Here is a 23,677-nt window from a genome sequence, read left to right as displayed (position 1 = left end):
CATACAGGTGCCCCCATGCCGCCAGCCCGCCTTTCCCGCCGTGGCCTTGTCCTTGGGGGTGCCATGGGGATGGCGGGGGCCGCCATGGCACGGGTTCGCATGGCGGCGGCCGACGCGCCCGCATCCCTGCTGGCACACCCGCCAAGCGTGGTGACGGACCCGCCGCGGCAATGGGGGCCACAGGCCCCGCCCCCCTACCTGCCGGACCCGGACATCATTGCCATCGACCCGTCATTTTCCAACCTTGCCTATGGCAACGCCAACATCCGTCTGGCATGGCGGGGCGGTGACTGGCTGGAGGGACCGGCATGGAGTACGCAGGGACGCTTCTTACTGCTTAGCGATACGATCCGCGCGCAACAGTACCGTTACCTGTGGGAAACGGGAACGGTTTCGGTCTTTCGTGATCAGTCCTATAACAGCAATGGCAACACATTCGATGCCGAAGGACGCCTGATCAGTTGCGAACATGGCATGCGCCGTGTCGTGCGCTGGGAACATGATGGATCATGCCGTGTGCTGGCAGACCGTTATCAGGGGGCACCGCTTAATTCCCCCAACGACGTGGTGGTTCACCCCGATGGTGGCATCTGGTTTACCGATCCCGGATATGGCGACACCATCGTGGAGGGACACCCCGACGCACCGGGCGGCAGGGCCAACCGCATGGGCCGCGAACTCTGGACCAAGGACGGGGAGATCGTAGCCCGGTTCGCGGGACATGCCCGGCAGGACGACCATGTCTTTCGCATCGACCCACGCACCGGCGACGTGCGCGCCGTCCTGACGCAACAGCAGCTTGCCAGTCCGAACGGACTGTGCTTTTCCCCCGACGGCACGATCCTCTATGTGATCTCCAGCGGTGCGGGACCGGGACAGAATGGCCCCGGCGGGGACCAGCGCATCCATGCCTATGACCTGATGGACGGGGCGGCACGTAACGGCCGGGTATTCGCGGACATGATGCTTGACGGGCACCAGTTGGGACCGGATGGCATGCGCGCGGATATATTTGGCAATTTATGGTGCGGCGCAGGCGGGCCACTCGGCCTGTGCGGGGTTGTGGTCTATAACCCCGCCGGGCACATGATCGGCCGGTTGCGGCTGCCGCGTGGGGTGTCGAACCTGACCTTTGGCGGGCCAAAGCGCGACACCCTGTTCATGTGCGCCGCCGATGCACTGTTCACACTGGTGGTCAATCCGCAGGGCGCGGGCCTGTCCTGACCTCCTGATCCATCTGTTTCCAAAAGGCTGCGCTTTTTGACGCGGGAACACGGCAAAGCCCCTGGCATGCCGCACACCCAACGCAAAAACGCCCAGATGCCGCACGGACCCGCCAAGGATCACGCCCCCTGCCTCCTGATACATTTAGAGACTGTTTGAAAAGTCAGGCTCGATAACACCCTGAAATTATAAAGGTTTTTGGTGAAGCTTTTTCCAAAAAGCTTCAGAAGACGCCGCCTTTTTCGATCAAAAGGCAGCACCCAAAAACTTTTCCTGTTTTTTATCAAGGACCTGTTTTCAAACACTCTCTTATTTTCAAACACTCTCTTATAAAGTCACGGTTCCCAAAGGGTGCGCCTTTTGGGGGGCTACAGCCTTTGGCCTTCTTCGCTTATGCCCCGCCAACCCCATGCCCAACCATCGCCATCGGGTTGACCAGGCGATCGAACGTCGCCCCATCCACCAATCCCGACGCCAGCGCCGCTTCACGCAGGGTGATGTCCTGTTCCATCGCCCGGTGCGCAATGGCCGAGGCATTGTCATAGCCGATTTCAGGACTCAGCGCCGTCACCAGCATGACCGATCCTTCGACATACTGCCGGATGCGCTTGAGGTTCAGGCGCGTCCCCTCCACCGAGAACACGCGGAAATTGTGACACCCATCGGCAAGGATGCGGATCGCATGGATGACATTCGCGACGATCACCGGCCGCATCACATTCAGATCCAGTTGCCCCTGGCTTCCGGCAAAGGCAACGGTGGCGTCATTGCCCATGACCTGCGTACAGATCATCACCATGGCCTCGCACTGGGTTGGGTTGACCTTGCCGGGCATGATGGACGAACCCGGTTCGTTTTCCGGCAGGTGCAGTTCGCCCAGACCACAGCGCGGGCCGGAACCAAGCCAGCGCATGTCATTGGCGATCTTCATCAGCGACACCGCCACCCCACGCAGCGCGGCAGAAACACGCACCATGGCGTCCAGCCCGCCAAGGGCTGCGAACTTGTTGGGGGCGGTGACGAACTCCCGTCCCGTCAGGGCCGCGATCCGCTGTGCGATGGCATGGCTGAATCCCGCCGGTGCGTTCAGGCCGGTGCCAACCGCAGTCCCGCCAGCCGCAAGCTGCAGCACGCCGCCACGCGCGGCCTTCACCGCATCAAGCGCGTCCTCCAACTGGCACGCCCAGCCGGACCATTCCTGCCCCACCGTCAACGGCACCGCATCCTGCAGGTGCGTGCGCCCGATCTTGACCACGTCATGCCATTCCTCGGCCTTGGCGCGCAGGGCAAGGATCAGTTCCTCCACACGCGGCATCAGGCGGTCATCGATTTCAAGCAAGGTGGCGACATACATGGCGGTGGGAAAGGAATCGTTGCTCGACTGCCCCATATTCACGTCATCATTGGGATGGACCGGGGATTTGGACCCCAGAACACCCCCCAGAAGCTGGATCGCACGATTGGCGATCACCTCGTTAACGTTCATGTTGGTCTGCGTGCCGGACCCGGTCTGCCATACGAACAGGGGGAATTCGGCATCCAGCGCGCCCCCCGCGACCTCGTCCGCGGCACGGCAGATGGCGTCAGCCTTCCATTGTACAAGGCGACCATCAGCGGCGTTGACCTGGGCGGCCGCCTTCTTGACGATGCCATAGGCGTGGCACACCTCGATCGGCATGTGATCGCGGCCGATGGAAAAATGCACAAGGCTGCGCTGTGTCTGGGCGCCCCAGTAATGGTCGGCGGGGACATCGATATCGCCCATCGAATCACGTTCGCGGCGCAGGCCGGTGGCCGTGATGCCAATGGGGCAGTCGGTCAGTTTCGGCGGCTGGGTCATGGATGGCGTTCCTTCCTGTGGTTTTCAGGAAATATGGGAACACCTGACGCCCAATACGCCCCCACGCACCATCACAAGCAGGTGCGCGGGGAAAAGATACAGCGGATCAGAAATCCGCCTCCAGCGTGAAGTGATAGGCACGCGGCATGCCGGCATAGGCCGCACTGGTGCCTGCGGCCGTGACCGACGTGCCTTCGGCCGTGCCGTTATAGACCGAGGACCAGTAACGTTCGTTTGCAACATTGGTTACACCAAAACGCGCCATCCACGGATGCCTGCCGGCGCGGAACGGATATCGCACCCCCATGTCCAGCGTGACATAGGACCCGGCAAAGGTGGAGTTATAGACATCCGCCGCACGGCGGCCCGTGTAATGGACATTGGCATTGACCGCCAGCCCGTTAAGGGCGAAGCCCTGCGCAAAGGGTACGCGATAATCCAGCAGCACGTTGGCCTGCAACGGGGCGACGCCCACCGCCTGTTTGTTGGAGGTCGCGGCCGTGCCGGTATTGAGCACCTGCGCATCGATCCATGTCATGCCGCCGATCACCGACAGGCGGGGCGTGATATGTCCCATGGCCTGGAATTCAACGCCATAGTTACGCTGCGTGCCGTAATTGCCATAAATATCGGTCTTGGGGTCGATGAAGGAATAGCTGCGGGTCGCACGGAAACCTGCAATATTGAACTGCATGTTGCGATACATGTATTTATAGCCGACCTCGAACTCCTCGCTGCGGACGGGGGCGGTATATTCGTTATTGTTCAGCGCGCCCGCCGAAACCGATGACCCCGCCTGCAACGAACGGCCATAGGTGAAATAGGCCGTCTGGTTGTCGGTCGGCTTGTACACCAGGCTGGCCGTCGGGCTGAACGCCGCATCCACGTCGGGCATATGCTTTGTCGCGCCCTTGGACAGATGCGTGGTCGTGACGGAATAACCTTCGATCTCCGAAATGGTCGGTTTCCCCGCCACCGTCCCGGTCGATTCCGCGTCAAGCCAGCTCCACGCCAGCGTGCCGCTTGCGGACCAGTGCCGGTTGAAATGCAGCGTATCGCCCAGGATCATCGACTGGTAACGCACATATTGCGATTCATATTTGCCATGGTAATAGGGCTGCGGCACATCCTTGCCCACCGGGTTATAGAGCGAGGCGGACTTGATGTCCGTATAGCTCTGCCCACTCAGCGGGTTATAGCCACCTTCCATATAACCATTGGTGCCGATCACCAGGTCATGCGTGATGAAACCGGTATGCACACGCCCGTTGATATAGGCCATGTTACTGCCGACCTTGAAATCATTGACCGTGGTGGCCGCGGACATCGTCTGTTTGTAATCACCCCTGTTGTTAATCAGGGTATCTGCCGCTTCGAATACCTGACGGCCGGAATCCTGATACAGGCCACCGATGACAAAGCTCCAGTTATCATTGATCCGGTGCTTTACCTTTGCCAGGAAGACGTTGTTTTCGGAATTGAAACCCGCATTGTCCTGCCCCATATGCGGCTTGCCCAGGTCGGGGGCCGTCGGCAGGTGATATCCGGCCAGGTTGATGCCCGCGGGCATGCCACGTTCATCGAAGGTGTAATGGCTGGCGTCGAGTTCAATGACAGTGTCACGGTCGACATGGATATCGAAATCCGCACTGACCATGTTACGGCGCACCCAACTGTCCTGCACATAGGACGTACCGTCACCATGCAGCAGGTTGATGCGATAACCCAGCCAGCCATGTTTGCCCACGCGCCCTGATGAATCGACATTTTCCATCAGCGTGCCAATGGAATCCACGCCCACCGCCAGACGGTTGATCCGTTCGTCCGTCGGGCGTTTCAGGCCATATTCGAACGTCCCGGCCGGGTTCTGCGGCCCATACAGCGCACCCGCAAGGCCATTGAGAACCTGCACGTTATCGAACTGTTCGGCAGCATACGGGGTGACGGTAAAGGCGTTCAGGCCATCAATGCGGCTGTTGGAAATGACGTCCGCCTCGAACCCGCGCGATTGCGGGCGGCTGGTGCCCGGATCGCCGCGTGTTTCCAACTGGACCGATGGCATATACTGCATCAGGTCGTTGACGTTGCGCGCCTGCTGGTTGACGATCACGTCATGCGGGACGGTCATGATCGACATCGGCGTATCAAGCGTACGCCGCGTGCCCAGGGGGCCGAGGTTCGCCATCTTCTTGTTATAATCAGCGGCGGCGCCGGATGCCATGCGCCGGTGCCCGATCACGGTCATGTCCTCTGCATTGGTGGAGGCGACGGCATTGCGCGTGGCACTGTCACCGGCGGGCAGTGCCGGCGTGGCCTGCGACGTCATTGCCGGCGTCGCGGTGCGCTGCGGGGCCGGGAGGACACGCGTCGGGGCCGGTCCCTTTGACAGGGGCTGCGCGACGGGGGCGGCGATGGCGGGCCGGGCCAGGGGCGTCAGACCCAGTGACGTCAGGCCGAACCCCGCCGAAACAACATAAACCACCGTCCCTTTGACCGCGCGCATTCGGCTACCTTTTGAAAGAATTATGATTGAAAGATATCCCGGCGTATATAATCGCGGTCACGATATGTCTATATTCGTTCGTATATGTACGACATTTTTTTGTGAAGCATTCTGGTGTCCGCCCTCTGGCATGAAAATAAATTCCATAGCCACACCAAACGTTTCTTCCTATTGTTCAGCATTACATCCAACAGGCGGCGCAAGCGCCCACTGTTGCAGTAAAGACACATGATATTCTGGATTTTATATCATCCAGCACTTCTGCAACATCCGGGGCAGGGCCGGTTCGCGTAATATCAGGGGCATCTTTGCACAGCCCACCATGCCCCATGACCAAAAATAACATGGTCCCGTGATGTCCCCATCAGTGCATGACGGTGGCGAACAGTCTTCATTACTTTGCGAATGCAAACCATTTTCATGTCATGCGCCTGTCGCAATATCTCGTATGGGCATGATACAGGGGACAGAGACAGCCAATGCAACCCGGCCACCGGTATGCCATGGACGATGGTCCAGAACTGCATTTAATAAGTGCAGGATTGGCCATCCACTGAAATTATGATATTTTATAGAATAATTTTAGGGAAAATACTTATAATTAATGGTAAATTTTACTTTTTATTCCGCAATACACCATCTCTCAAAGCTTTTTGAAAAAAGCTTTACCAAAAACTTTTATTGTTTCAGTGCAGCACTGGTGTACATTTTCAAACGGTTCCTATGGTTATGCGGGAGGTGTTTTTTACAACAGTCTGCCGGCCTTATTGCACCGACAGGGCATAGACATTGGTGAAATCAAGGTCGCGGGCGACATAGATCCCCACCGCATTGCCCTGCGGCACACGCAGCGTGGGCGGCACGTTCGCGGTCTGGGCCAGGATGACCTTCTCCACCTCGTCAGAAACGGTGGGGGTGGTGGAACTGGTGGAAATGCTGGTCGTACCGGGTTTGGAGGCAAGGTTGGTAATGGCCTGCACCATCAACTGCCCCACATCGGTGATGACCGATACCATGATCGCATCGCCAAAACGCGCCCAGAAATGCCTGTTGACCTTGCCCGTCACACCACTGCTGCCCAACGGGGTGGTGCCGGGGCTGGCCAGGTCGATGCTGACGCCGTCGGGATTACGCAGGCGCAGCCAGTTGATGAAGATCCGGCTCTGTCCATATTGCAGCGCCGAGGCGACCTCCCCCTGCACCATCGCCCCCTTGTCCACCAGACGCACTTTGCCATTCACGGAATATACGTCGTGGCTGACACGGCATGTCACCAGTCCGGGCAGGGTGGTGTCGATTTCAGCAAGGGTCCCGCATGGGATCAATGTCCCCTTGCTGATCGTCAGGTTCTGGTCGCGCATCATGGTGGCCATGGCGACAGGCGTGACCTCCGGCTGAAGGCGCGAAGTCAGAAGGTTCTTGTCCGCTGCGGCGGGGGTGGCGGCAGCGGGTGTGGTGGGCGTGGCGCTTGTGGTCGTGCCCGTGCCAGTGCCCGGCGCCGATGGCTGTTGCGCGAAATCATGGCCCAGACGCCGCTTCATCGCCGCATCCACCACCGGGTCCGCCGACAGTACCGGGTCAGGGGTGGCCGGGGATGCGGGCGGGGTCGCCACCGCGCACGATGTCTGTCCCTGCGCATCGATGACAAAGGTGCTGCCGGGGCATTTCAGGGTGATCCGCCCGCCATCATCCGCGCCGCGCGCGCACCCTGCCCCCATGACACTACCCGCCATCATGCCCGCCACCAGGACACTCAGCACAGCGACATGATGGCGCGCCGCGGGGCCGGTCATTGCGCCACGCTCCGCGCCACCCGGCGCACGCCCGGTGCAATGGTCGCGCCTGACCCGCCGATGACCGACGGGTTATAGCCGTCATTGACGATCCCCACCACAAGGGAGCCATATCGCACCCGCCATTGGCGCGCCGTCATCTGTGCGGCGAGGATATTGTGATTTTCACCCAGCACGACCGCATTGACCACGGATTCCTGCCCGCTTTCATTCATGACGAACAATGTCGGCAACACCCCGTTTTCGGCAAAGCGGAAATAGGTGAAACGATAATCGTCCCAGACATTGAGCGGGGCAATCACCTGGTCCGCTGCGGTGGTGGAGCGACGGTATGACAGGTTGCGCGTGGTGGCGGCATACGGGTTCGACAGGGCGTCACGCACGCGGCTGTCCTGCGCCGCCCCGGCCTGCCTGCGCGCCGTATCGTCGGGATAGGTATAGGTCAGTTCCACCGTGGCCTGCCCCAGCGCCCATGGCGTCGGCGCGAAGGCGACATGCACCTTGCCATCCGCGCCCTTTTGCTGCGTCCCACCCACATAACGCAGCAAGATGTGATAGACGCGCCGGTCGGTCACGATGGTCAGGTTGGTGTCGCTTTCCTGCGCCTTGGGCCGGATGAAGTAATGATTGTCCTTATAGGCGAAGGCCCAGCCCCCTTCCTCGCCAAAGGCATGGGTCACGTAATGCTCCCCGGGGGAGACGGTGATATGCGTCGCGATCCCGGCGACACCGTCAATCTCCACCGTATCGAGGGGATTATAGACAGCGGACTTGATACGATAATCGTAAGGGGAGGACGTCTTGCGTTCCGTCGCGCGGGCATCGCCCCCCCACAACGCGACCAACACCATCCCCCCCGCCACGCACTGCCGTGGACGCACGGACGCCCGCGCCAGCATGCCCCCCCTCACTATTGCGTTCCGGTGGTGGTGGACAGGGTTGCGCCATGCCCCATCAGTTCAGGCGGCAGGGTCTGGTTGACCGCGACAAGGTGTTTCATGTTCGGCTCCGGCGGGACATGCATGGAGGCGCACCCGCACAGGACAGCCGCCGCGCCCCACAGGCAGGGCATCGCGCCCATCCATGACCGGTACCAACCCCGTGTTGCGCGCCTCATTCAGGCGATGGTCCCGCATATCCTGTCATGCCGGTTCCCATCCCCCACTTGCATCTTGACACCCAGATCATGACAAAAGGATAAACGGAGCTTTCCGCCTTTTGCAAGCGCCCGGGAGGGACCGCGTGCCTTATTCCACCCGGCCTGCCATCGCCATCATGCTTGTCCTCGGCGCTGCGGCGGTTGTCGCGTCGTGGGGCGATGAACGGGCGGCGGCGGCGGACATACGCACCCTTGCGGCACGATGCGCGCCTCTGGTCTCCCCCCTTACAATGGAGGCACTGGCCCGTGCGGAATCGCGGCTGGACCCATGGGCGATCCACGTCAATGGCGGCTATGCCCTGCCCCGGCCACCCGCGACCCTGGCAGAGGCACAGGCCACGGCAGCGTGGCTGTCACAGCATGGATACAGTTTCGACATCGGCCTGATGCAGGTCAATTCCGCCAATTTCGCCCGGCTGGGCACCTCCGCGAATGACCTGCTTGACCCTTGCACCAGCCTTGCGGCCGGGGCGATGGTCCTGCGCGAATGTTATGGGCGGGCCGTGGCACGCTTCGGCCCGGGGCAGGAGGGGCTGCATCATGCGCTAAGCTGCTATAATACGGGGTCGATGACACAGGGGATGGACAATGGCTATGTCGCGCGCCTTGTAAACCCGGTCGCGGCAGGGCAGACGCCACAGGTCCTGCGGGTTCCCGCGCTGGAACACCCCGCCGCGCCATCACCTGACCGGAGGGGAAAAGACGCCTCCCCCCCCGATAGGCCAGCAGATACGCCCAGCGACAGGCACGCCCCCGCGAACGGCACGCCCGACGCATTCGACCATGCACCGGGCGATGTCTTCTCCCCACCGGAACCGGCACCGCCCCCTGAACCGGCCCCCCCCCATGGGCAATCACACGCGCAATCGCCTGTGTCGTCGCCCACCGCGGCACAAGGGGGATAGACCTGCATTCACACGGGGGCTCCCATTCTGAAAAATGTCACGGAACCCTGAGGGAATACAGTAGTGTTACAACACCGCATCCATTGGATGCCCCCTATGCTGGTTCCATGACCAAAGCTGACTGAGGAAACACAGATGTCCGACCTGATTGTCATTGGTTTCGACGCGATTGACGAAGCCACCGCTGCCCTGACGGAATGCAAGGCGCTGGAAAAGGAATACCTGCTTGATCTGGAGGACGCGGTCGTCGTCGTGCGTGACGCGGCGGGCAAGATCCACCTGCAGCAGAGCGTGAACCTCGAAAAGGTCGGGGCCTCCTATGGCCTGTTCTCTGGCGGGTTCTGGGGCGCGCTGGTGGGTCTGCTGTTCCTCAACCCGCTGGCCGGGTTTGTCGCGGGCAGCGTCGTGGGTGCGGGTGCAGGTGCCCTGGCCGGGTCGATGACCGATTACGGCATTGATGACAAATTCATCAAGTCGCTGGGCGCCACCATTCCCGCCAATACGTCGGCCCTGTTCGTGCTGGTGCGCAAGTCACAGCCCGATAAGGTTCTGGCCGACCTGAGCCAGTTCAAGGGCCATGCCCGCGTGCTGCAAACATCCCTGTCCCCGGCTGATGAAAACAAGCTGCGCGCCGCCCTGGGCGATGTCGCGGCAAAGGCCACCACGGCAGCCTGAGGAAAGCGGCCGGGCGACAGGGAAGGAAAGGGATCCCCGGGGGCCGCGTCTCCTGACACGGCCGCCCGGACCTGCCCCCTGAGGGCCTTGCCGCCGGGTTAGAGACTGTTTGAAAAGTCAGGCCTGATAACATCCTGAAATCATAAAAGTTTTTGGTGAAGCTTTTTCCAAAAAGCTTCAGAAGACGCCGCCTTTTTCGATCGAAAGGCGGCACCCAAAGACTTTTCTTGTTTTCTATCAATGCGTTGTTTTCAAACACTCTCGTAAAGATCCTGATTAAACACAGTCAGGTTCCTGACGGGCGCAGTTTCCCCCAAAGCCCTGGCCAAGGCTTTGCCTTCTTGTTGGCGGCATAGACCGGGCAGGCTGTTGCGGCAGCCGTCTGACATCCCCCTCACCATGGCGTGATGCGCACATCCGGTACGGAATGATAGGATGATTTCACATCCCCTCCCGTCATTGCCCGAGGAAACCGCATGCGCCCGTTCCGTCCCCGCACCACCGGCCATCGCGGCGTCCTGCCGCCCCTGCTGCTTGGCCTTGCGCTCTGTCTTGGCGCGGGCGTCACGCAGGGCGGGGCCGCCACCCCGACACGCACCGAATCCCCCGCACTGAAGGTCGCCTATACATCCCAACGGGTCATGAACGCGGTGGCCGTATCCGATGACGGGCGGGTATTTGTCTCCTTCCCTTACTGGGGCGGGGGCGATACGCCCGGGCCGACGGTGGCCGAACTTTCCCCCGACGGCACGGCCCACCCCTATCCCGATGCGAAATGGAACGACTGGGCCACGTCGCATGACAATGACCATGCGTTCGTGCGCGTCAATGCGATCCGCTTTGGTCCCGACGGGAAATTATGGGTCGTGGATTCAGGGGAGGCCAATGTCGGCGGCGCCCCCAATCCCCCCGCCGGGGCAAAGGCCAAGCTGGTGGTGATCGACATCACCACCGGGCAGGTCGTCCGCACCATCAGCCTTGCCGCCGCCAGTACGCCCCATACCTATATCGACGACCTGCGCTTCCACGGTACAACCCTGTTCCTGACGGATGCGGGCGATCCGGGGCTTGTGGTGGTGGACATGAAGACCGGGCAACAACGGCGGGTGCTGGAACATGCACGTTCCACCACCGACGAACGCCCGATGTATGCCGAAGGACAGCTTCTGATCAGCAACGGCAGGCCCGCGCGCGTCCATGCGGACCAGCTTGAGGTCTCCCCCGATGGGACCAGGCTTTATTTCCAGCCGAGTTCAGGCCCGATGTGGGTCGTCCCCACCGCCGCGCTGGAAGATGCACATCTGTCGCCCGCCGCGCTGGAAAAGCAGGTACGCCTGTTCCATGACACCCCCACCACCGGGGGGACAGCCATTGACGGGGATGGCAACCTGTATGTTTCGGACACCAACCTGTTGCGGGTCCTGCGCATCACGCCCACGGGGCAGGTTTCGACGCTGGTGGCGGACAGGCGGCTGGTCTGGGCTGATGCCATGTGGATCGCCCATGACGGCGCGTTGTGGATTCCTGCCGTGCAATTGAACCGGACGGCCACGTTCGAACGCGATGGCCGGTCGCATCTGGAACTGCCTGTCACGATCTATCGCATGGATCTGCACCTCCGTCCCGTGCGATAGGGTCGGCCGGGATATCACCACCCCATAAACGCGTCCGGGCATCACCCACGGGTCAGGAATACGGTGCTTTACCCCGGCACCAGAACGGAAACGCCATGCAGGCCAGGGACAAAACCGGCACCCGTGGCCTCCCCCCCGGACAGGGTGGCAAGATCCGACAGGGAATAATCGTTCAGCGCATCGACGAAGGCCGCATGCGCCATATCGAACATCGGCGCAAACGCGCCCTCTTTCGGGGTCATGGGGCGTACGGCCTCGATACTGCGGATGACGTCCCCGATACGGACACGCGCGGGGTCCTTGCGCAGGCGCAGGAAACCTTCGCCTGTGGTGGCATGTTCAATCAGGCCACAATGGTGCAGGTCCTGCAGGACGCCTGCGACCTCACGCGCGGACAGGCCGCACCTGCCCGATATCTCCTGAACACATGCAGGCATGCCGGATTGCGTCATGCAGATCAGGAATTTCACTGCATGGTCTGTGTGTAAGGAAAGCTGCATCTAATTTTGCATCTCGCACGCAATGACTGAGCCTGCGACGCCATGTCGCAAGGGCACTATTTATATAAAATCCGCCAACAGACAACACATTAGACCAGTCTCTTATAACCGCGCCGATCCATCCGCGTCCCTGCCGCCAGATCCACAGAACAGGACTTTACCGCCATAACCCGGCAGGATTCGGGCAGAGACACACACATCCTCATGCCCGTCCGTCCGGCTTCGCGCATTTTGTAATATCCACGTGACGGACGCTGCATGACGGACGCTGCGGGGGGCCTATCGACCGGGATGCACCGCTTTCTTTCGCATGCGCCACGATCCCTGCGCGGATGTCCCCCGGCCATGCCACCGTGCGGGAACGCGGCGATCCGTATCACGCCCGGACGTGGCGACGGGCCTTGGTAAAACGCGCCACGCGGTGATATGACCGCAGCACGGATATCGCCAGATCCAGACGAAAAAGGACCATCCCTCCCCATCCCCTGCCGCCGCGACGGCGGGGAGGGCGCTGGCATGGCCCGCCCCATCATGACGGAAAACGGACTTTTCATGAACGCGCCCCCTCCCTGCCTGAGCATCGAGCCCATCACCGCACCGCTGAAGGGGCGCGTGGTCCTGCCGGGGTCGAAATCCGTGACCAATCGCGTCCTGCTGCTGGCGGGACTGGCGCGCGGCACGTCGCAATTGACCGGTGCCCTGAAAAGCGACGACACCCTGTACATGGCGCAGGCCCTGCAACAGATGGGCATCAGCGTGGAACAACCCGACGCAACCAGCTTTGTCGTGCGTTCAGACGGAACGCTGCACGCACCACAGGCCCCGCTGTTCCTGGGCAATGCGGGCACGGCGGTACGCTTCCTTACGGCGGCAAGCGCGCTGGTGCGCGGTACGGTGGTCGTGGGGGGCGACGCCAACATGGCGCGCCGCCCCATCGCCCCGCTGGTGACTGCGCTGCGTGCGCTGGGCATTGACGCCAGCGCGCCAAGCGGTTGCCCCCCCGTCACCATCCACGGCACCGGTCTGCTGTCGGGGGGGGAAGTGGAAATCGACGCCAGCCTGTCGAGCCAGTATGTCTCCGCCCTGCTGATGATGGCGGCATGCAGCCGCACCCCCGTGCGCATCAGCCTGTCCGGACCGCATATCGGGGCACATGGCTATATCGGGCTGACCATCGCGGCGATGCGCGCCTTTGGCGCCAGCGTCACATCCGGCGACGACGCGTCATGGACGGTCGCACCGGGCGGATATACCGCAACCGATTTGCGCATCGAACCCGATGCCTCCGCCGCAACCTACCTGTGGGCGGCGCAGGCCCTGTCGGGGGGGGAAATCGACATCGGTTTCCCGATTGGCGATTTCACACAGCCCGATGCCGCCGCGTGGCACGTGATCCAATCCTTTCCCCACATGCCCGCCGTAATCGACGGATCGCAGATGCAAGATGCGATCCCCACCCTTGCGGTCATGGCCATGTTCAATGAAACGCCGGTGCGCTTTGTCGGGATCGAGAACTTGCGCGTCAAGGAATGCGACCGCACGCATGCGCTCGCCACCCAGATGCAGCGCATCAATCCCGCCTATGCGCGTGAGGAAGGCGACGACCTTCTGGTCTTTCCGCATCCCGACCCCGCCAACACCGCAAAGGACGTGCGGATCGAAACATATGACGATCATCGCATTGCCATGTCCTTCGCCCTGGCGGCACTGAAAATCCCGGGGCTTTCGATCCTCAATCCCGGCTGCGTGGGCAAGACGTTCCCCGCTTACTGGGATACGCTAAGGGCACTTGGGGTAAGCATCAGCCCCGGCTGATGACAAAAGCTGATGACAAGACAGGGGTTTACCCGGATGTAACCTGCGGTGGGGGCGGATGCCGAACTTTCAGGGGCCTTGCCCCCGATCCCCCACCAAAGGGCGACGCCCTTTGGGAACCATTACTTTTCCTGTTTGATGATCGCTTCTGCTGCGGCGACGGCGGTATGCAGTTGCATATGGATATTGGAAAGGCCCACCACCGGGGTTATCCGGTGGCGATCCATATCGGCCCGCAGATAGGGACTGACCCTGCCAAAGATCACGCTTACACCACGCGTGCGCAGGGCAGTGAACAGGTCACGCAGGTCACTGGCAGCGGAAAAGTCGATATCCGTAATGGCGCTGGCATCTACCACCAGACATGACAGCGGCACCGGCGTCCCCTCCACCATCATCCGCACATCCCCGACAAATCGCGCGGAATTGGCATAAAACAGGTCCGCACAGAACCGATAGACCACCAGCCCCGGCGATGTCCGCACCCCGGCGGCAACAGCGCGCGGTTCCAAAAGACCCGAATGCGGGTCATGGCACAGGATCATGGTGTGGGGTTCATAACTGTGACGCACATGGCGAAACAGTGACAGCGCAATGGCGAGGAAGATCCCCTGTTCCACCCCGATCCCGACCACCGCCGCCGCCGTCATCAGCGCAAGCCCACATTCGCCCGGACTTTCACGCCGGATGGCACGGATGGCGCGCAGGTCAATCATCCCCACCGCCACCGTAAAGACGATGGAACCCAGCACGCAACGCGGCAGGTACCGCAGCGGCCCCGTCAGGAACACCAGCACCACCGCCGTCACGGCGGCGAATGTCAGTTGCGCAAGCTGTGTACGTGCCCCCGCGCGCGCGGCCATCGCGGTCTGGGTCGGGCTGCCATTGACGGTGAATGTACCACTTAGCCCCGCCACGGCATTGGCCGCACACAGGCCAAGGATATCCGCGTTATCGTCAACCGGATCGTGAAAACGCATGGCAAAAGCACGCGATGTCGCCGCACTTTGCGCAATGATGACAAACACGCACGATGTGGCGACAGGCAACAGCGCCAGCATGTCGTTCCATGACACATCGGGCAGGCGCAAACGTGGCAGGCCACGTTCGATCGGACCAAGCGTCTCTATCCCATGATGCGACAGGTCGAACATCATGCTGGCGATGATCGACCCCACCACCGTCACAAGCGCCAGCGGCGCACGCGGCGCCAGCCTGTCGCCCGCCATGATAAGCCCCACGACACAGGCCGATAACGCCATCGTCGGCAGACTGGCCCGGGGCACATGCATCAATGTCTGGAATATTTGCAAAAGCGGATTATGCGCGGTGGTTACAATGCCCAGCATGTCGCGCGTCATCGCAAGTGCAACCTGTATCCCCACCCCGGCCATAAATCCCACCAGCACGGTGCGTGACAGGAAATCAGCCAGGAAGCCAAGGCGGAACAGACGCGCAACCAGCAAGAATCCCGCGCTGAGCAACGCGACCATGCTGACAAGCGCCATGTAATGCGGGCTGCCCGGTGGGGCCATGCGGCCCAGCGCACTGGAGAAGATGGCGGCGGTGGCGGAATCTGCGGCGACCACCAGATGTCGTGACGAACCAAAACACGCAAACGCCACCAGCGGCAGCAACACCGTATACAGCCCTGTCACCGCCGGCATGGCGGCAATACGGGTATAGCCAAGGACCTGCGGGATGTTCATCGACGCAAGCGATATTCCCGCGATAACGTCACGCAGGCGCGCATGCCATCCCGGTCGGGGCGGCATCCCCCCCAAGGGGCCTGTTTTTACATCCATGATACCACCATCGCCCGCAATCCAGCCGCCCGCATCCCAACGTCGTCCCACACCACAATGTCGTGGCAGGAATCCCCGATCATATCGTAAAATGCACGGGATACGCCACCAGCGCCGACGGCGCGGCCATCGTGTGGCAACATCCCGACAGGCCGGGCATATCCATCATGAATGGGCATACCTCACATATTTCTTGAAAGGAGATCAGGCATTCATTTTTGAAAGAACGTGATGCCCGCAAAAGAACTCACCCCAGATCCTGAAAATATCGTTTTTGGGAGATGCTTTCGCCAGAAATATTGAAAAAACGTCTCGTTTTCAGAAAACGACCCTGTTAGAGATTGTTTCAAATCAAGTTTTGATAAAAATTACGAAAAATTTTGGTGCCGACGTTTTTCATAAATTCGGTATCTTCTGAAGTTTTTCAGGAAAATAATCACCAAAAATCTTTATAATTTCAGGATGTTATTGATCCTGTCTTTTTAAACATCATATTAGGGATCGTTTGAAAATAAACCTTTGATAAACAATGGAAAAATATTTTTTGTTACCTTTCAATCGAAAAGGCGACGGCTTTCGAAGCTTTTTGAAAAAAGCTTCACCAAAAACTTTTATTATTTCATGATTTTATCAGATTTATTCTTTCAAACATCCTCATTAGCAATGCTTGATCCCGGACGCCCCTGATTTACGTTGATACGCCACATGACATGACGATATGGCGGCATAAAACATTCCTAAAATATACAACAAATATTCCTATCGACATATTTTTGACCTGCTCCCATCAATTATTTCCGAAATTTCGTTCAGGTATGACATCAGAAACCCAGAACATATGCGCACGACAGGGATCGGCTTCGCCCCGCACCAATAACGAGTTCAATATTCACCAAGGATATAGAACCTGCATCCGGTAAATTTAATAAATACATATTATTATAAATATTTTTCGAAAAAAGAATTTTATATCAATCTTTAAAAACAAACCTCGCCCCATCCCCATGATGGAACGATGCCTGACAAAGGCAGGGCACAAACATATACGATAGGGCCGGCAATCACACGCACATCCCAAAGATACCATGCCGGACTGATGCACAGGCAGGCAAAGAAGACGTGACATATTGAAACGAAGTGATAAATACCCCCTGAATAAAGTTATTTCAGGGATAAAAATTCAGAATGCTTAAAAATACTTCACTGCTGCTCGCATGCATGGCAGCTGTTTTTTCTCTTCAGGGATGTGAAAGCTTCAAGGTGAAATTCAACCCGCAAGATGCGGCATGGACGAACAAAACCGGTGACACGACACTGGTCCTGCATGGTTACATGCTGGATGCGCACCATAAGGAAATAAGCTGCGATGCATTGGCCAGAAATGCAGTCCTGGCACCAGATACACCATATTATCGCGAATGGATCAGGGTCATTGATTCCCCCTGGCGGTTTAAGTCCAGCGTTGACAAACACTCACAGGAATTCGGCAGGATAGCACCTTATCAGCAAGGATGTGTGTTCACCTTTCCCGACCTGCCTGCGGGTAAATGGCTTATTTTCATGGCCATGCAGCATCATATCGCGTCCTCACCATTGTTCATCAACAATCATTATGCCGGAAGCACAAATATTTCCGATATATACAGCACGTGGGCTGCAATTGAGCTTAAACCAGAAGATGGCATTATCAAGAAAAACGTCGTCCTGAACAAAAACCCGAAGATAAAGGACGTGCCACAGAGTACGGGCCTGAACATGCCGGAATCACACCTGACGGACTGGACGGCAGAGGAACAATCGTCGCTGCATTTTTCAATTATCCCAAGCATTCATGCAAAGGATTACAAGAAAAAATAACGCCCCCTGCACAGGGCCTGCCGTGCCATCATATCGTGGGAGGGAAAATCCCTGCCCCACGACATCCGCCCCATGCCACCCGTCGCGTGCCCACCCATCGCGGCCCCTCGGCTGTTTTCACGCTTTCGTGCAATCACGTTACGGGGTCGCGCACACTTCCACCCCACGATATGCTGTCACCAGGTATTCATCCCCCCATCAGGCACAAAGGGCATTTCATGTTTTCATGCACCGGATACGCCGCCACCGCCGCCGATGCGCGCCTTGGCCCCATCACGCTGGACCGCCGCGATCCCGGCCCCGATGATGTACAGATCGACATCCTGTATTGCGGCGTCTGTCATTCCGACCTGCACCAGGCACGTGACGAATGGCACAACACCATCTTTCCCTGCGTCCCCGGACACGAAATCGTGGGACGCGTGGCACGGGTGGGGGCATCGGTCACACGCTTTCACACCGGTGACCTCGTGGGGGTGGGCTGCATGGTCGATTCCTGCCGTGACTGCAAAAGCTGTCGTGACGGGTTCGAACAATATTGCGAACAGGGCTTTGTCCCCACATATAATGGCGAAGACCGGCAGGGACGCGGCATCACCTTTGGCGGGTATTCACGCGCCATTGTGGTGGACCAGGCCTTCGTCCTGAAAGTCCCTGAAAAACTTGATCCCGCGGCCGTCGCCCCCCTGCTGTGCGCGGGGATCACGACCTATTCCCCGCTGCGCCACTGGAAGGTGGGGCCGGGACAGCGGGTTGGCATCGTCGGGTTGGGCGGACTGGGTCATATGGGGGTGAAATTCGCCCGTGCCTTTGGCGCGGAAGTGGTCCTGTTCACCACTTCCGCCGACAAGGTTGCCGATGGCCTGCGCCTTGGCGCGCATGAAGTCGTGCTGTCAAAGGACCCCGACGCCATGGCCCGCGAACATGGGCGGTTTGATTTCATCCTTGATGCCGTCGCCGCCAATCATGACATCAATGCCTATCTTGAACTGCTCAGGCGTGACGGCACGCTGGTGCAGGTTGGCGCGCCGGAAACGCCGTTACCGGTTTCGGTGTTCAGCCTGCTGATGAAGCGGCGCAGTTTCAGTGGGTCGCTGATTGGTGGCATTCCCGAAACGCAGGAAATGCTGGATTTCTGTGGTGAACACAACATCACCGCCGAAATTGAGATGATCCGCATGGACCAGATCGAGGATGCCTATACCCGTATGTTACGTTCCGACGTGAAATACCGTTTTGTCATTGATATGGCCAGCATGCCGGCAACCGCCTGATCCCTGATGCAATATCGGGGGCATCAGAATGGTGCCCCCACCATGGCCCGATAAAAAACCTCCCCGACCGAACCTTTGGCCGCCCCATATGTTGGATAGGGGCACGCAAGTTCCGCAACGGGCGTCATGCGGTTGCCATAACCGCGTCGATGTCGCGCAGATGGATGCTCGCTCCCCTTTATCAAGGGAGGCACACCATGGCTTACAAAACGATAAACCCCTATATCAACGAACTAGTCGCAACTTTTGCCGCCCTGCGCACCGACGAGCTTGAACATGCTGTCACGCACGCACAGGTCACCTATACCCCATGGGCACGCACCGATTTCGCCGAACGAGGCAACATCTTTCAACATGCAGCGCAACAGTTGCGCGCACAGGCCGACCATTCCGCCGGATTGAAATTTTTATTCATACTACATTGAATAATCAAAGTCCTTGGCAGGTATTTTTCAAAAACTTTTATTATTTAATGGATCAATGCCCATCCCTTTCCAGACAACCTGTTACCGTCGTCAAGTGATATGAAATCATAGAAGGTGTAATGGTGACATTTGTGAAAAATTAAACACTCATTGAACTTCATTATATTTTATTAATATTCTCCGGGAATTACGCCTATATTTTGATGTCATCAAAAATATAATATATTTTCCCAAAAAGCCTATTTGAAATCGTCAGGCGCAATAACATCCTGAAATTATAAAGGTTTTTGGTAAAGATTTTTCCAAAAAGCTTCAGAAGACGCCGCCTTTTTGAAAAAAGGCGGCACCCAAAAACTTTTCTTATTTTTTCAAACACTCTCTTATATGATGGACCCACGCCCAACGGATTGTTCCCTTGCCCTGTGCATGGACAATGCCCAATATGGTCGTTCCCCCTTTCGGGGCCTCCCACCGGGAAAGAGGCATACATGGCACGCTGGTCCTATCCCCATCCCCGCCCCAGCGAAATCACGCCACACGCGGCATGGATGAACCGCCGTCATTTCATGGCTGCTGCCTCGCTGGCCGCCGTTGCCGCGCCGTTCAGCCATACAGGCCCCGCCATGGCGGCGGCCCTGCGGACACAGCCCGGCCCGTTTCAGGCCACCGACAGGCCAACGTCGCTGGAAGACATCACGCATTACAATAATTTCTATGAATTCGGGATGGGAAAGGCCGATCCTTCCGCTTATGGTGCCGGCTTCCAGCCACGCCCATGGACCCTGTCGGTCGAAGGACTGGTGGCGCATCCCCGCATATGGGACATCGACCAGTTAATGGCCACGATGACGCTGGAAGAGCGGTTATACCGCATGCGCTGCGTGGAGGCATGGTCCATGGTCATCCCATGGGACGGCTTTGCGCTGGCGACGTTGCTCAAACAGGCAGAACCATTGGGCAGCGCCCGCTATGTCGCGTTTGAGTCCGTCGTCCGCCCCCAACAGATGCCCGGACAGCGCGCCGTCCTTGATACCCTGCCATGGCCGTATGTGGAGGGATTGCGGCTGGATGAGGCGATGCATCCCCTCACCTTCCTTGCGGTGGGGCTGTATGGGCAGACATTGCCCAACCAGAACGGCGCGCCGGTGCGATTGGTGGTGCCCTGGAAATACGGGTTCAAGGGGATCAAGTCGATCACGCGCATCCGGCTGGTGGAACAGATGCCCCCCACGACATGGAACCGCATGGACCCCACGGAATACGGGTTCTTTGCCAACGTCAATCCCGACGTTGACCACCCCAGATGGAGTCAGGCGACAGAACGCGTCATCGGCGCCAGTGGCTTTTTTGGGGGCGGCCGGAAAAAAACATTGATGTTCAATGGATATGGCGAACAGGTCGCCGGATTGTATGGACAGATGAACCTGCGGGCACAGTTCTGACATGCCCTATATCAGCGGCCCGCCACGCCATCGGACCGTCATGCCATGGCGGTTTGAAACATGGGTTATCACGCTGCTTGGCCTGATGCCGGCGGCCCTGTATTTCTGGTACGGCGCGCATGACCAGTTGGGGGCGGACCCGGTCAACGTCTTTGAACGCTGGCTGGGGCTGTGGGCCGTACGTTTCCTGCTGGTGACACTGTGCATCCCCCCCCTGCGCGAGGTCAGCGGATACAGCCTGCTGCGCTATCGCCGGACGTTCGGGCTGCTGGTTTTCTGGTATGCGTGCATGCATGTGGCGGTCTATGTCGCACTGGACCAGCAATTCGACATGGCCGTGCTGTGGCGCGACATCACGCACCGTCCCTTCCTGATGATCGGGGCAGGCGCGTTCACATTGCTGGTGCCGCTGGCGCTGACATCAAATACATGGTCAATACGCACATTGGGCCGCCGGTGGCGGGGGCTGCATCGCCTGACCTATGGCGTGGCGATCCTTGCAGCTGTGCATTTCCTGATGGCGTTCAAGACCTATACCCCCACCAGTGTCGGTTATGCCGCCGCACTGGGTCTACTGGTGCTGTGGCGCGGCAGGCAGGTTACACGCATGCGCACGGCATCCGGCCGGGGCAATATGACACAACCATAGAAATGTTTTCCCCATATTCATTTTTACGAATACGATGAATGTTCAGGATTCCTGAAATATCTTCCTCTATGAAATTTCCATAAATTTTCAAACATCCTGTGGTTTATTTGTTTTTTACCCAAACCCCATAATAAAACGGGACCCGTTGCGGGTCCCGTCTTTTCAGGTGGCGTTCATGTCTTGTCGTGGCTGTGCAGACCGCCCTTCCTGCCGGCGTCGGCCGCACGCTGCGGGTCATTGGCAAAGTTGCCCGAACTCTGCTGTCCACCCTTATGGCCGGCCTCTGCCGCGCGTCTGGGGGCGCTGGCAAGATGTCCCGGACTGTGCCGCCCTCCTTTATGGCCCGCCCCCGATACCTGTTTGGGATCATTGGCGAAATTACCGGGCATGTCTGGCGTACCACCCCCGCCGTGACGGTCCGCCGGGGCCATGGTGTACATGCCGACATTGGGGCTGTGATATATGTGATGGGTCATGGTCATCTCCTCCTGAGAGTACAGCGACACACGGGAATCCCTGTTTCCCCCATTGCGTGCGCAAACCCGCATGGGGAAGCAATCCCCGAAGGACCGCTGTGGACGACTCAACGATGTTCCATGATAGCGGTTCCTGGGTTCAAAAAATAATCATGTAATAAAAATTATCATTATAAGTTCAAAAATAAATAAATTCCGTATGAATTACAGTGAATATTTTCAATAAAATTCATATTTCATATAAATATTTCTATCATTATGTTCGACGCAGTATCGGCAATATTTTGACATGGAAAACATCCCGCAACACCGTGAAAGATTTTTTGAAAAACCCTTTGTAATATAGTAAAATATCTGGATAATTTTTCCTGAGAGATTGCTTGAAAACAGGCCCTTGATAAACAATAGAAAAAGATTTTTGGCGTTGCCTTTCGATCGGAAAAGGCGACGTCTTTCGAAGATTTTTGAAAAAATCTTCACCAAAAACTTTTATTATTTCACGATCTTATCGGACTTACTTTTTCAAACAGTCTCTAGACAACCTTCCGAAGGCATCGCAGACAAGTTTTTCATTATTACGTCTCAACAGGCTGTCCGCACATTCCTTCTTTTCAAGGATTGGCGCGCCGCTGCGACGCAAAACCTTGGTGCGACCTCCGGCACTTTACTTTCGATTCCGAAACATTGTGCCTGCATCAGCAATCATTCATAAAATCTTCATGCCACCCGACTGCACGAAACCGCCATCATGGGTGGGCGGGACGCCATGGTATGTGTATAGACGGCGCATGCAGCACGTAACCCCGACCACCCGCCCCACTTCATTCCCGCTTTCACGGCAGGAAGCCGCATTGATCGGTGTCACCGTGATCTGGGGCACGACGTTCCTGATCGTGCATCTGGCGATGCGGTCGTGCGGCCCGCTGTTCTTTGTCGCACTCCGCTTCCTTGCCGCCGGGGGGGCAAGCCTGCTGGTTTTCCATAAATGCATGCGTGCCCTCACCATGCGTGAACTGGGCGCGGGGATTGCAATCGGCATCAGCATCTTCCTGGGTTACAGCCTGCAGACCTATGGCCTGCAAAGCATCACCAGCAGCCAGTCCGCATTCATCACCGCAATGTACGTGCCCATGGTGCCGGTGCTGCAATGGGTCGTGCTGCATCGCATGCCGCATCTGATGAACTGGGTCGGCATTGCCCTTGCCTTTGGCGGGCTTCTCCTGCTGGCGGGACCGGATGCCGGTGGCGGGGCCTTCAGCCGGGGCGAGGCGGCAACCCTGCTGGGAACCGTGGCAATCGCAAGCGAGATCATCCTTATCAGCCGGTTTGCAGCCCAGGTGGACAGCAGGCGTGTCACGGTGGTGCAGCTTCTGGTGGCGGGGATACTGGCCTTTGCCACAATGCCCCTGGGGGGTGAGGCAATCCCCGGCTTTTCATGGGTCTGGCTGGTCTGTAGCGGGGGACTGGGTATTGCCAGCGCCCTGATCCAGTTGACGATGAACTGGGCACAGAAGGCCATTTCACCCACACGCGCCACCGTCATCTATGCGGGGGAGCCTGTCTGGGCCGGTATCATTGGGCGTATCGCGGGTGAACGCCTGCCCCCTCTTGCCCTGCTGGGCGCATTGTTCATCATCGCCGGGGTGATCGTGGGCGAACTGCGGCCACGTGGCAGCAAGGCAGTAAACGACGGATAGGCAT

The 23,677-nt window shown here is 58.6% G+C and carries 19 protein-coding genes; 11 read left to right on the top strand and 8 right to left on the bottom strand.

Features of this window, described 5'->3' with window-relative positions; genetic code table 11:
* The first annotated feature begins 15 nt into the window (after window positions 1–15).
* Window positions 16–1,224 (top strand): SMP-30/gluconolactonase/LRE family protein, encoded by a 1,209-nt coding sequence (locus FYB92_RS02760; protein WP_408902194.1) that lies wholly within the window; start codon window positions 16–18, stop codon window positions 1,222–1,224.
* A gap of 391 nt (window positions 1,225–1,615) precedes the next feature.
* Here the strand turns inward: FYB92_RS02760 and fumC are convergent, their stop codons facing one another.
* From fumC to FYB92_RS02735, 5 genes are all read right to left on the bottom strand, one after another.
* Entirely contained in the window at window positions 1,616–3,064 is a 1,449-nt protein-coding gene (fumC, locus tag FYB92_RS02755; protein ID WP_332828134.1) for a class II fumarate hydratase, read from the bottom strand.
* 106 nt (window positions 3,065–3,170) lie between these two features.
* Window positions 3,171–5,567: a TonB-dependent siderophore receptor gene (locus FYB92_RS02750; RefSeq protein WP_075624633.1), complete on the bottom strand. Its 2,397-nt coding sequence runs from the start codon at window positions 5,565–5,567 to the stop codon at window positions 3,171–3,173.
* A gap of 764 nt (window positions 5,568–6,331) precedes the next feature.
* Window positions 6,332–7,360, bottom strand: a complete 1,029-nt coding sequence (gene virB10 / locus FYB92_RS02745) for a type IV secretion system protein VirB10 (RefSeq protein ID WP_332828133.1) — start codon at window positions 7,358–7,360, stop codon at window positions 6,332–6,334.
* A complete protein-coding gene (locus FYB92_RS02740; protein WP_141312824.1) occupies window positions 7,357–8,271 on the bottom strand; it encodes a TrbG/VirB9 family P-type conjugative transfer protein in 915 nt (304 codons plus the stop codon). The genes virB10 and FYB92_RS02740 overlap by 4 nt, the downstream gene beginning before the upstream one ends.
* Window positions 8,271–8,477 carry a hypothetical protein gene (locus FYB92_RS02735; protein WP_110550095.1) on the bottom strand — a complete coding sequence of 69 codons (207 nt, stop codon included), beginning with the start codon at window positions 8,475–8,477 and terminating at the stop codon, window positions 8,271–8,273. The genes FYB92_RS02740 and FYB92_RS02735 overlap by 1 nt, the downstream gene beginning before the upstream one ends.
* 125 nt (window positions 8,478–8,602) lie before the next feature.
* Here FYB92_RS02735 and FYB92_RS02730 point away from each other — a divergent pair, with 125 nt between their 5' ends.
* The 3 genes from FYB92_RS02730 (at window position 8,603) to FYB92_RS02720 (ending at window position 11,733) form a co-directional block, all read left to right on the top strand.
* Window positions 8,603–9,424, top strand: a complete 822-nt coding sequence (locus tag FYB92_RS02730) for a lytic transglycosylase domain-containing protein (RefSeq protein WP_332828132.1) — start codon at window positions 8,603–8,605, stop codon at window positions 9,422–9,424.
* A 135-nt stretch (window positions 9,425–9,559) separates the two neighbouring features.
* Window positions 9,560–10,099, top strand: coding sequence for a DUF1269 domain-containing protein (locus FYB92_RS02725; protein WP_003621403.1), 540 nt, complete (start codon window positions 9,560–9,562; stop codon window positions 10,097–10,099).
* A 476-nt stretch (window positions 10,100–10,575) separates the two neighbouring features.
* Window positions 10,576–11,733, top strand: coding sequence for an L-dopachrome tautomerase-related protein (locus FYB92_RS02720; protein ID WP_332828131.1), 1,158 nt, complete (start codon window positions 10,576–10,578; stop codon window positions 11,731–11,733).
* 68 nt (window positions 11,734–11,801) lie between these two features.
* Here FYB92_RS02720 and FYB92_RS02715 read toward each other — a convergent pair whose 3' ends face one another.
* Entirely contained in the window at window positions 11,802–12,233 is a 432-nt protein-coding gene (locus tag FYB92_RS02715; protein ID WP_062809591.1) for an Rrf2 family transcriptional regulator, read from the bottom strand.
* A gap of 552 nt (window positions 12,234–12,785) precedes the next feature.
* On the opposite strand from FYB92_RS02715, the gene aroA reads away from it, so the two are divergent.
* On the top strand, window positions 12,786–14,048 hold the full coding sequence (gene aroA, locus FYB92_RS02710; protein ID WP_075632371.1) for a 3-phosphoshikimate 1-carboxyvinyltransferase: 1,263 nt from the start codon (window positions 12,786–12,788) through the stop codon (window positions 14,046–14,048).
* Between the two features lie 122 nt (window positions 14,049–14,170).
* On the opposite strand, the gene FYB92_RS02705 is transcribed toward aroA, so the two are convergent.
* A complete protein-coding gene (locus FYB92_RS02705; protein ID WP_075595747.1) occupies window positions 14,171–15,853 on the bottom strand; it encodes a SulP family inorganic anion transporter in 1,683 nt (560 codons plus the stop codon).
* Between the two features lie 1,185 nt (window positions 15,854–17,038).
* Between FYB92_RS02705 and FYB92_RS02700 the strand changes: the two genes are divergently transcribed.
* The 5 genes from FYB92_RS02700 to msrQ all read left to right on the top strand — a co-directional run bounded on the left by FYB92_RS02700 (window position 17,039) and on the right by msrQ (window position 21,500).
* Window positions 17,039–17,710, top strand: a complete 672-nt coding sequence (locus FYB92_RS02700; RefSeq protein WP_003621396.1) for a hypothetical protein — start codon at window positions 17,039–17,041, stop codon at window positions 17,708–17,710.
* Between the two features lie 218 nt (window positions 17,711–17,928).
* Window positions 17,929–18,984 carry an NAD(P)-dependent alcohol dehydrogenase gene (locus FYB92_RS02695; RefSeq protein WP_040512616.1) on the top strand — a complete coding sequence of 352 codons (1,056 nt, stop codon included), beginning with the start codon at window positions 17,929–17,931 and terminating at the stop codon, window positions 18,982–18,984.
* 197 nt (window positions 18,985–19,181) lie between these two features.
* Window positions 19,182–19,409, top strand: coding sequence for an aldehyde dehydrogenase family protein (locus tag FYB92_RS02690; protein WP_332828130.1), 228 nt, complete (start codon window positions 19,182–19,184; stop codon window positions 19,407–19,409).
* A gap of 488 nt (window positions 19,410–19,897) precedes the next feature.
* The gene (gene msrP / locus FYB92_RS02685) at window positions 19,898–20,851 is read left to right on the top strand and encodes a protein-methionine-sulfoxide reductase catalytic subunit MsrP (protein WP_003621393.1); all 954 of its coding nucleotides are present in this window, start codon (window positions 19,898–19,900) and stop codon (window positions 20,849–20,851) included.
* A 1-nt stretch (window position 20,852) separates the two neighbouring features.
* Complete coding sequence (gene msrQ, locus FYB92_RS02680) at window positions 20,853–21,500, top strand: protein-methionine-sulfoxide reductase heme-binding subunit MsrQ (protein WP_332828129.1); 648 nt, start codon at window positions 20,853–20,855, stop codon at window positions 21,498–21,500.
* A 173-nt stretch (window positions 21,501–21,673) separates the two neighbouring features.
* Here the strand turns inward: msrQ and FYB92_RS02675 are convergent, their stop codons facing one another.
* Complete coding sequence (locus tag FYB92_RS02675) at window positions 21,674–21,976, bottom strand: general stress protein (protein ID WP_408902331.1); 303 nt, start codon at window positions 21,974–21,976, stop codon at window positions 21,674–21,676.
* Window positions 21,977–22,764: 788 nt separating this feature from the next.
* Between FYB92_RS02675 and FYB92_RS02670 the strand changes: the two genes are divergently transcribed.
* Complete coding sequence (locus FYB92_RS02670) at window positions 22,765–23,673, top strand: DMT family transporter (RefSeq protein ID WP_003621390.1); 909 nt, start codon at window positions 22,765–22,767, stop codon at window positions 23,671–23,673.
* The last annotated feature ends 4 nt before the right edge of the window (window positions 23,674–23,677 follow it).

The sequence above is a fragment of the Novacetimonas sp. GS1 genome, from assembly GCF_036686925.1.
GTDB lineage: Bacteria > Pseudomonadota > Alphaproteobacteria > Acetobacterales > Acetobacteraceae > Novacetimonas > Novacetimonas hansenii.
This window is presented reverse-complemented; position numbering and strand designations above follow the sequence as displayed.

What these genes read in the sequence shown, in the direction of transcription:
- msrQ (WP_332828129.1), top strand. Translation starts at nt 20,853, where the DNA reads ATGCCCTATATCAGCGGCCCGCCACGCCATCGGACCGTCATGCCATGG.
- FYB92_RS02750 (WP_075624633.1), bottom strand. Translation starts at nt 5,567, where the DNA reads ATGCGCGCGGTCAAAGGGACGGTGGTTTATGTTGTTTCGGCGGGGTTC.
- FYB92_RS02725 (WP_003621403.1), top strand. Translation starts at nt 9,560, where the DNA reads ATGTCCGACCTGATTGTCATTGGTTTCGACGCGATTGACGAAGCCACC.
- FYB92_RS02705 (WP_075595747.1), bottom strand. Translation starts at nt 15,853, where the DNA reads ATGGATGTAAAAACAGGCCCCTTGGGGGGGATGCCGCCCCGACCGGGA.
- FYB92_RS02735 (WP_110550095.1), bottom strand. Translation starts at nt 8,477, where the DNA reads ATGAGGCGCGCAACACGGGGTTGGTACCGGTCATGGATGGGCGCGATG.
- FYB92_RS02700 (WP_003621396.1), top strand. Translation starts at nt 17,039, where the DNA reads ATGCTTAAAAATACTTCACTGCTGCTCGCATGCATGGCAGCTGTTTTT.
- aroA (WP_075632371.1), top strand. Translation starts at nt 12,786, where the DNA reads ATGAACGCGCCCCCTCCCTGCCTGAGCATCGAGCCCATCACCGCACCG.
- FYB92_RS02715 (WP_062809591.1), bottom strand. Translation starts at nt 12,233, where the DNA reads ATGCAGCTTTCCTTACACACAGACCATGCAGTGAAATTCCTGATCTGC.
- fumC (WP_332828134.1), bottom strand. Translation starts at nt 3,064, where the DNA reads ATGACCCAGCCGCCGAAACTGACCGACTGCCCCATTGGCATCACGGCC.
- FYB92_RS02675 (WP_408902331.1), bottom strand. Translation starts at nt 21,976, where the DNA reads ATGACCCATCACATATATCACAGCCCCAATGTCGGCATGTACACCATG.
- FYB92_RS02690 (WP_332828130.1), top strand. Translation starts at nt 19,182, where the DNA reads ATGGCTTACAAAACGATAAACCCCTATATCAACGAACTAGTCGCAACT.
- FYB92_RS02760 (WP_408902194.1), top strand. Translation starts at nt 16, where the DNA reads ATGCCGCCAGCCCGCCTTTCCCGCCGTGGCCTTGTCCTTGGGGGTGCC.
- FYB92_RS02670 (WP_003621390.1), top strand. Translation starts at nt 22,765, where the DNA reads ATGCAGCACGTAACCCCGACCACCCGCCCCACTTCATTCCCGCTTTCA.
- FYB92_RS02695 (WP_040512616.1), top strand. Translation starts at nt 17,929, where the DNA reads ATGTTTTCATGCACCGGATACGCCGCCACCGCCGCCGATGCGCGCCTT.
- FYB92_RS02720 (WP_332828131.1), top strand. Translation starts at nt 10,576, where the DNA reads ATGCGCCCGTTCCGTCCCCGCACCACCGGCCATCGCGGCGTCCTGCCG.
- virB10 (WP_332828133.1), bottom strand. Translation starts at nt 7,360, where the DNA reads ATGACCGGCCCCGCGGCGCGCCATCATGTCGCTGTGCTGAGTGTCCTG.
- msrP (WP_003621393.1), top strand. Translation starts at nt 19,898, where the DNA reads ATGGCACGCTGGTCCTATCCCCATCCCCGCCCCAGCGAAATCACGCCA.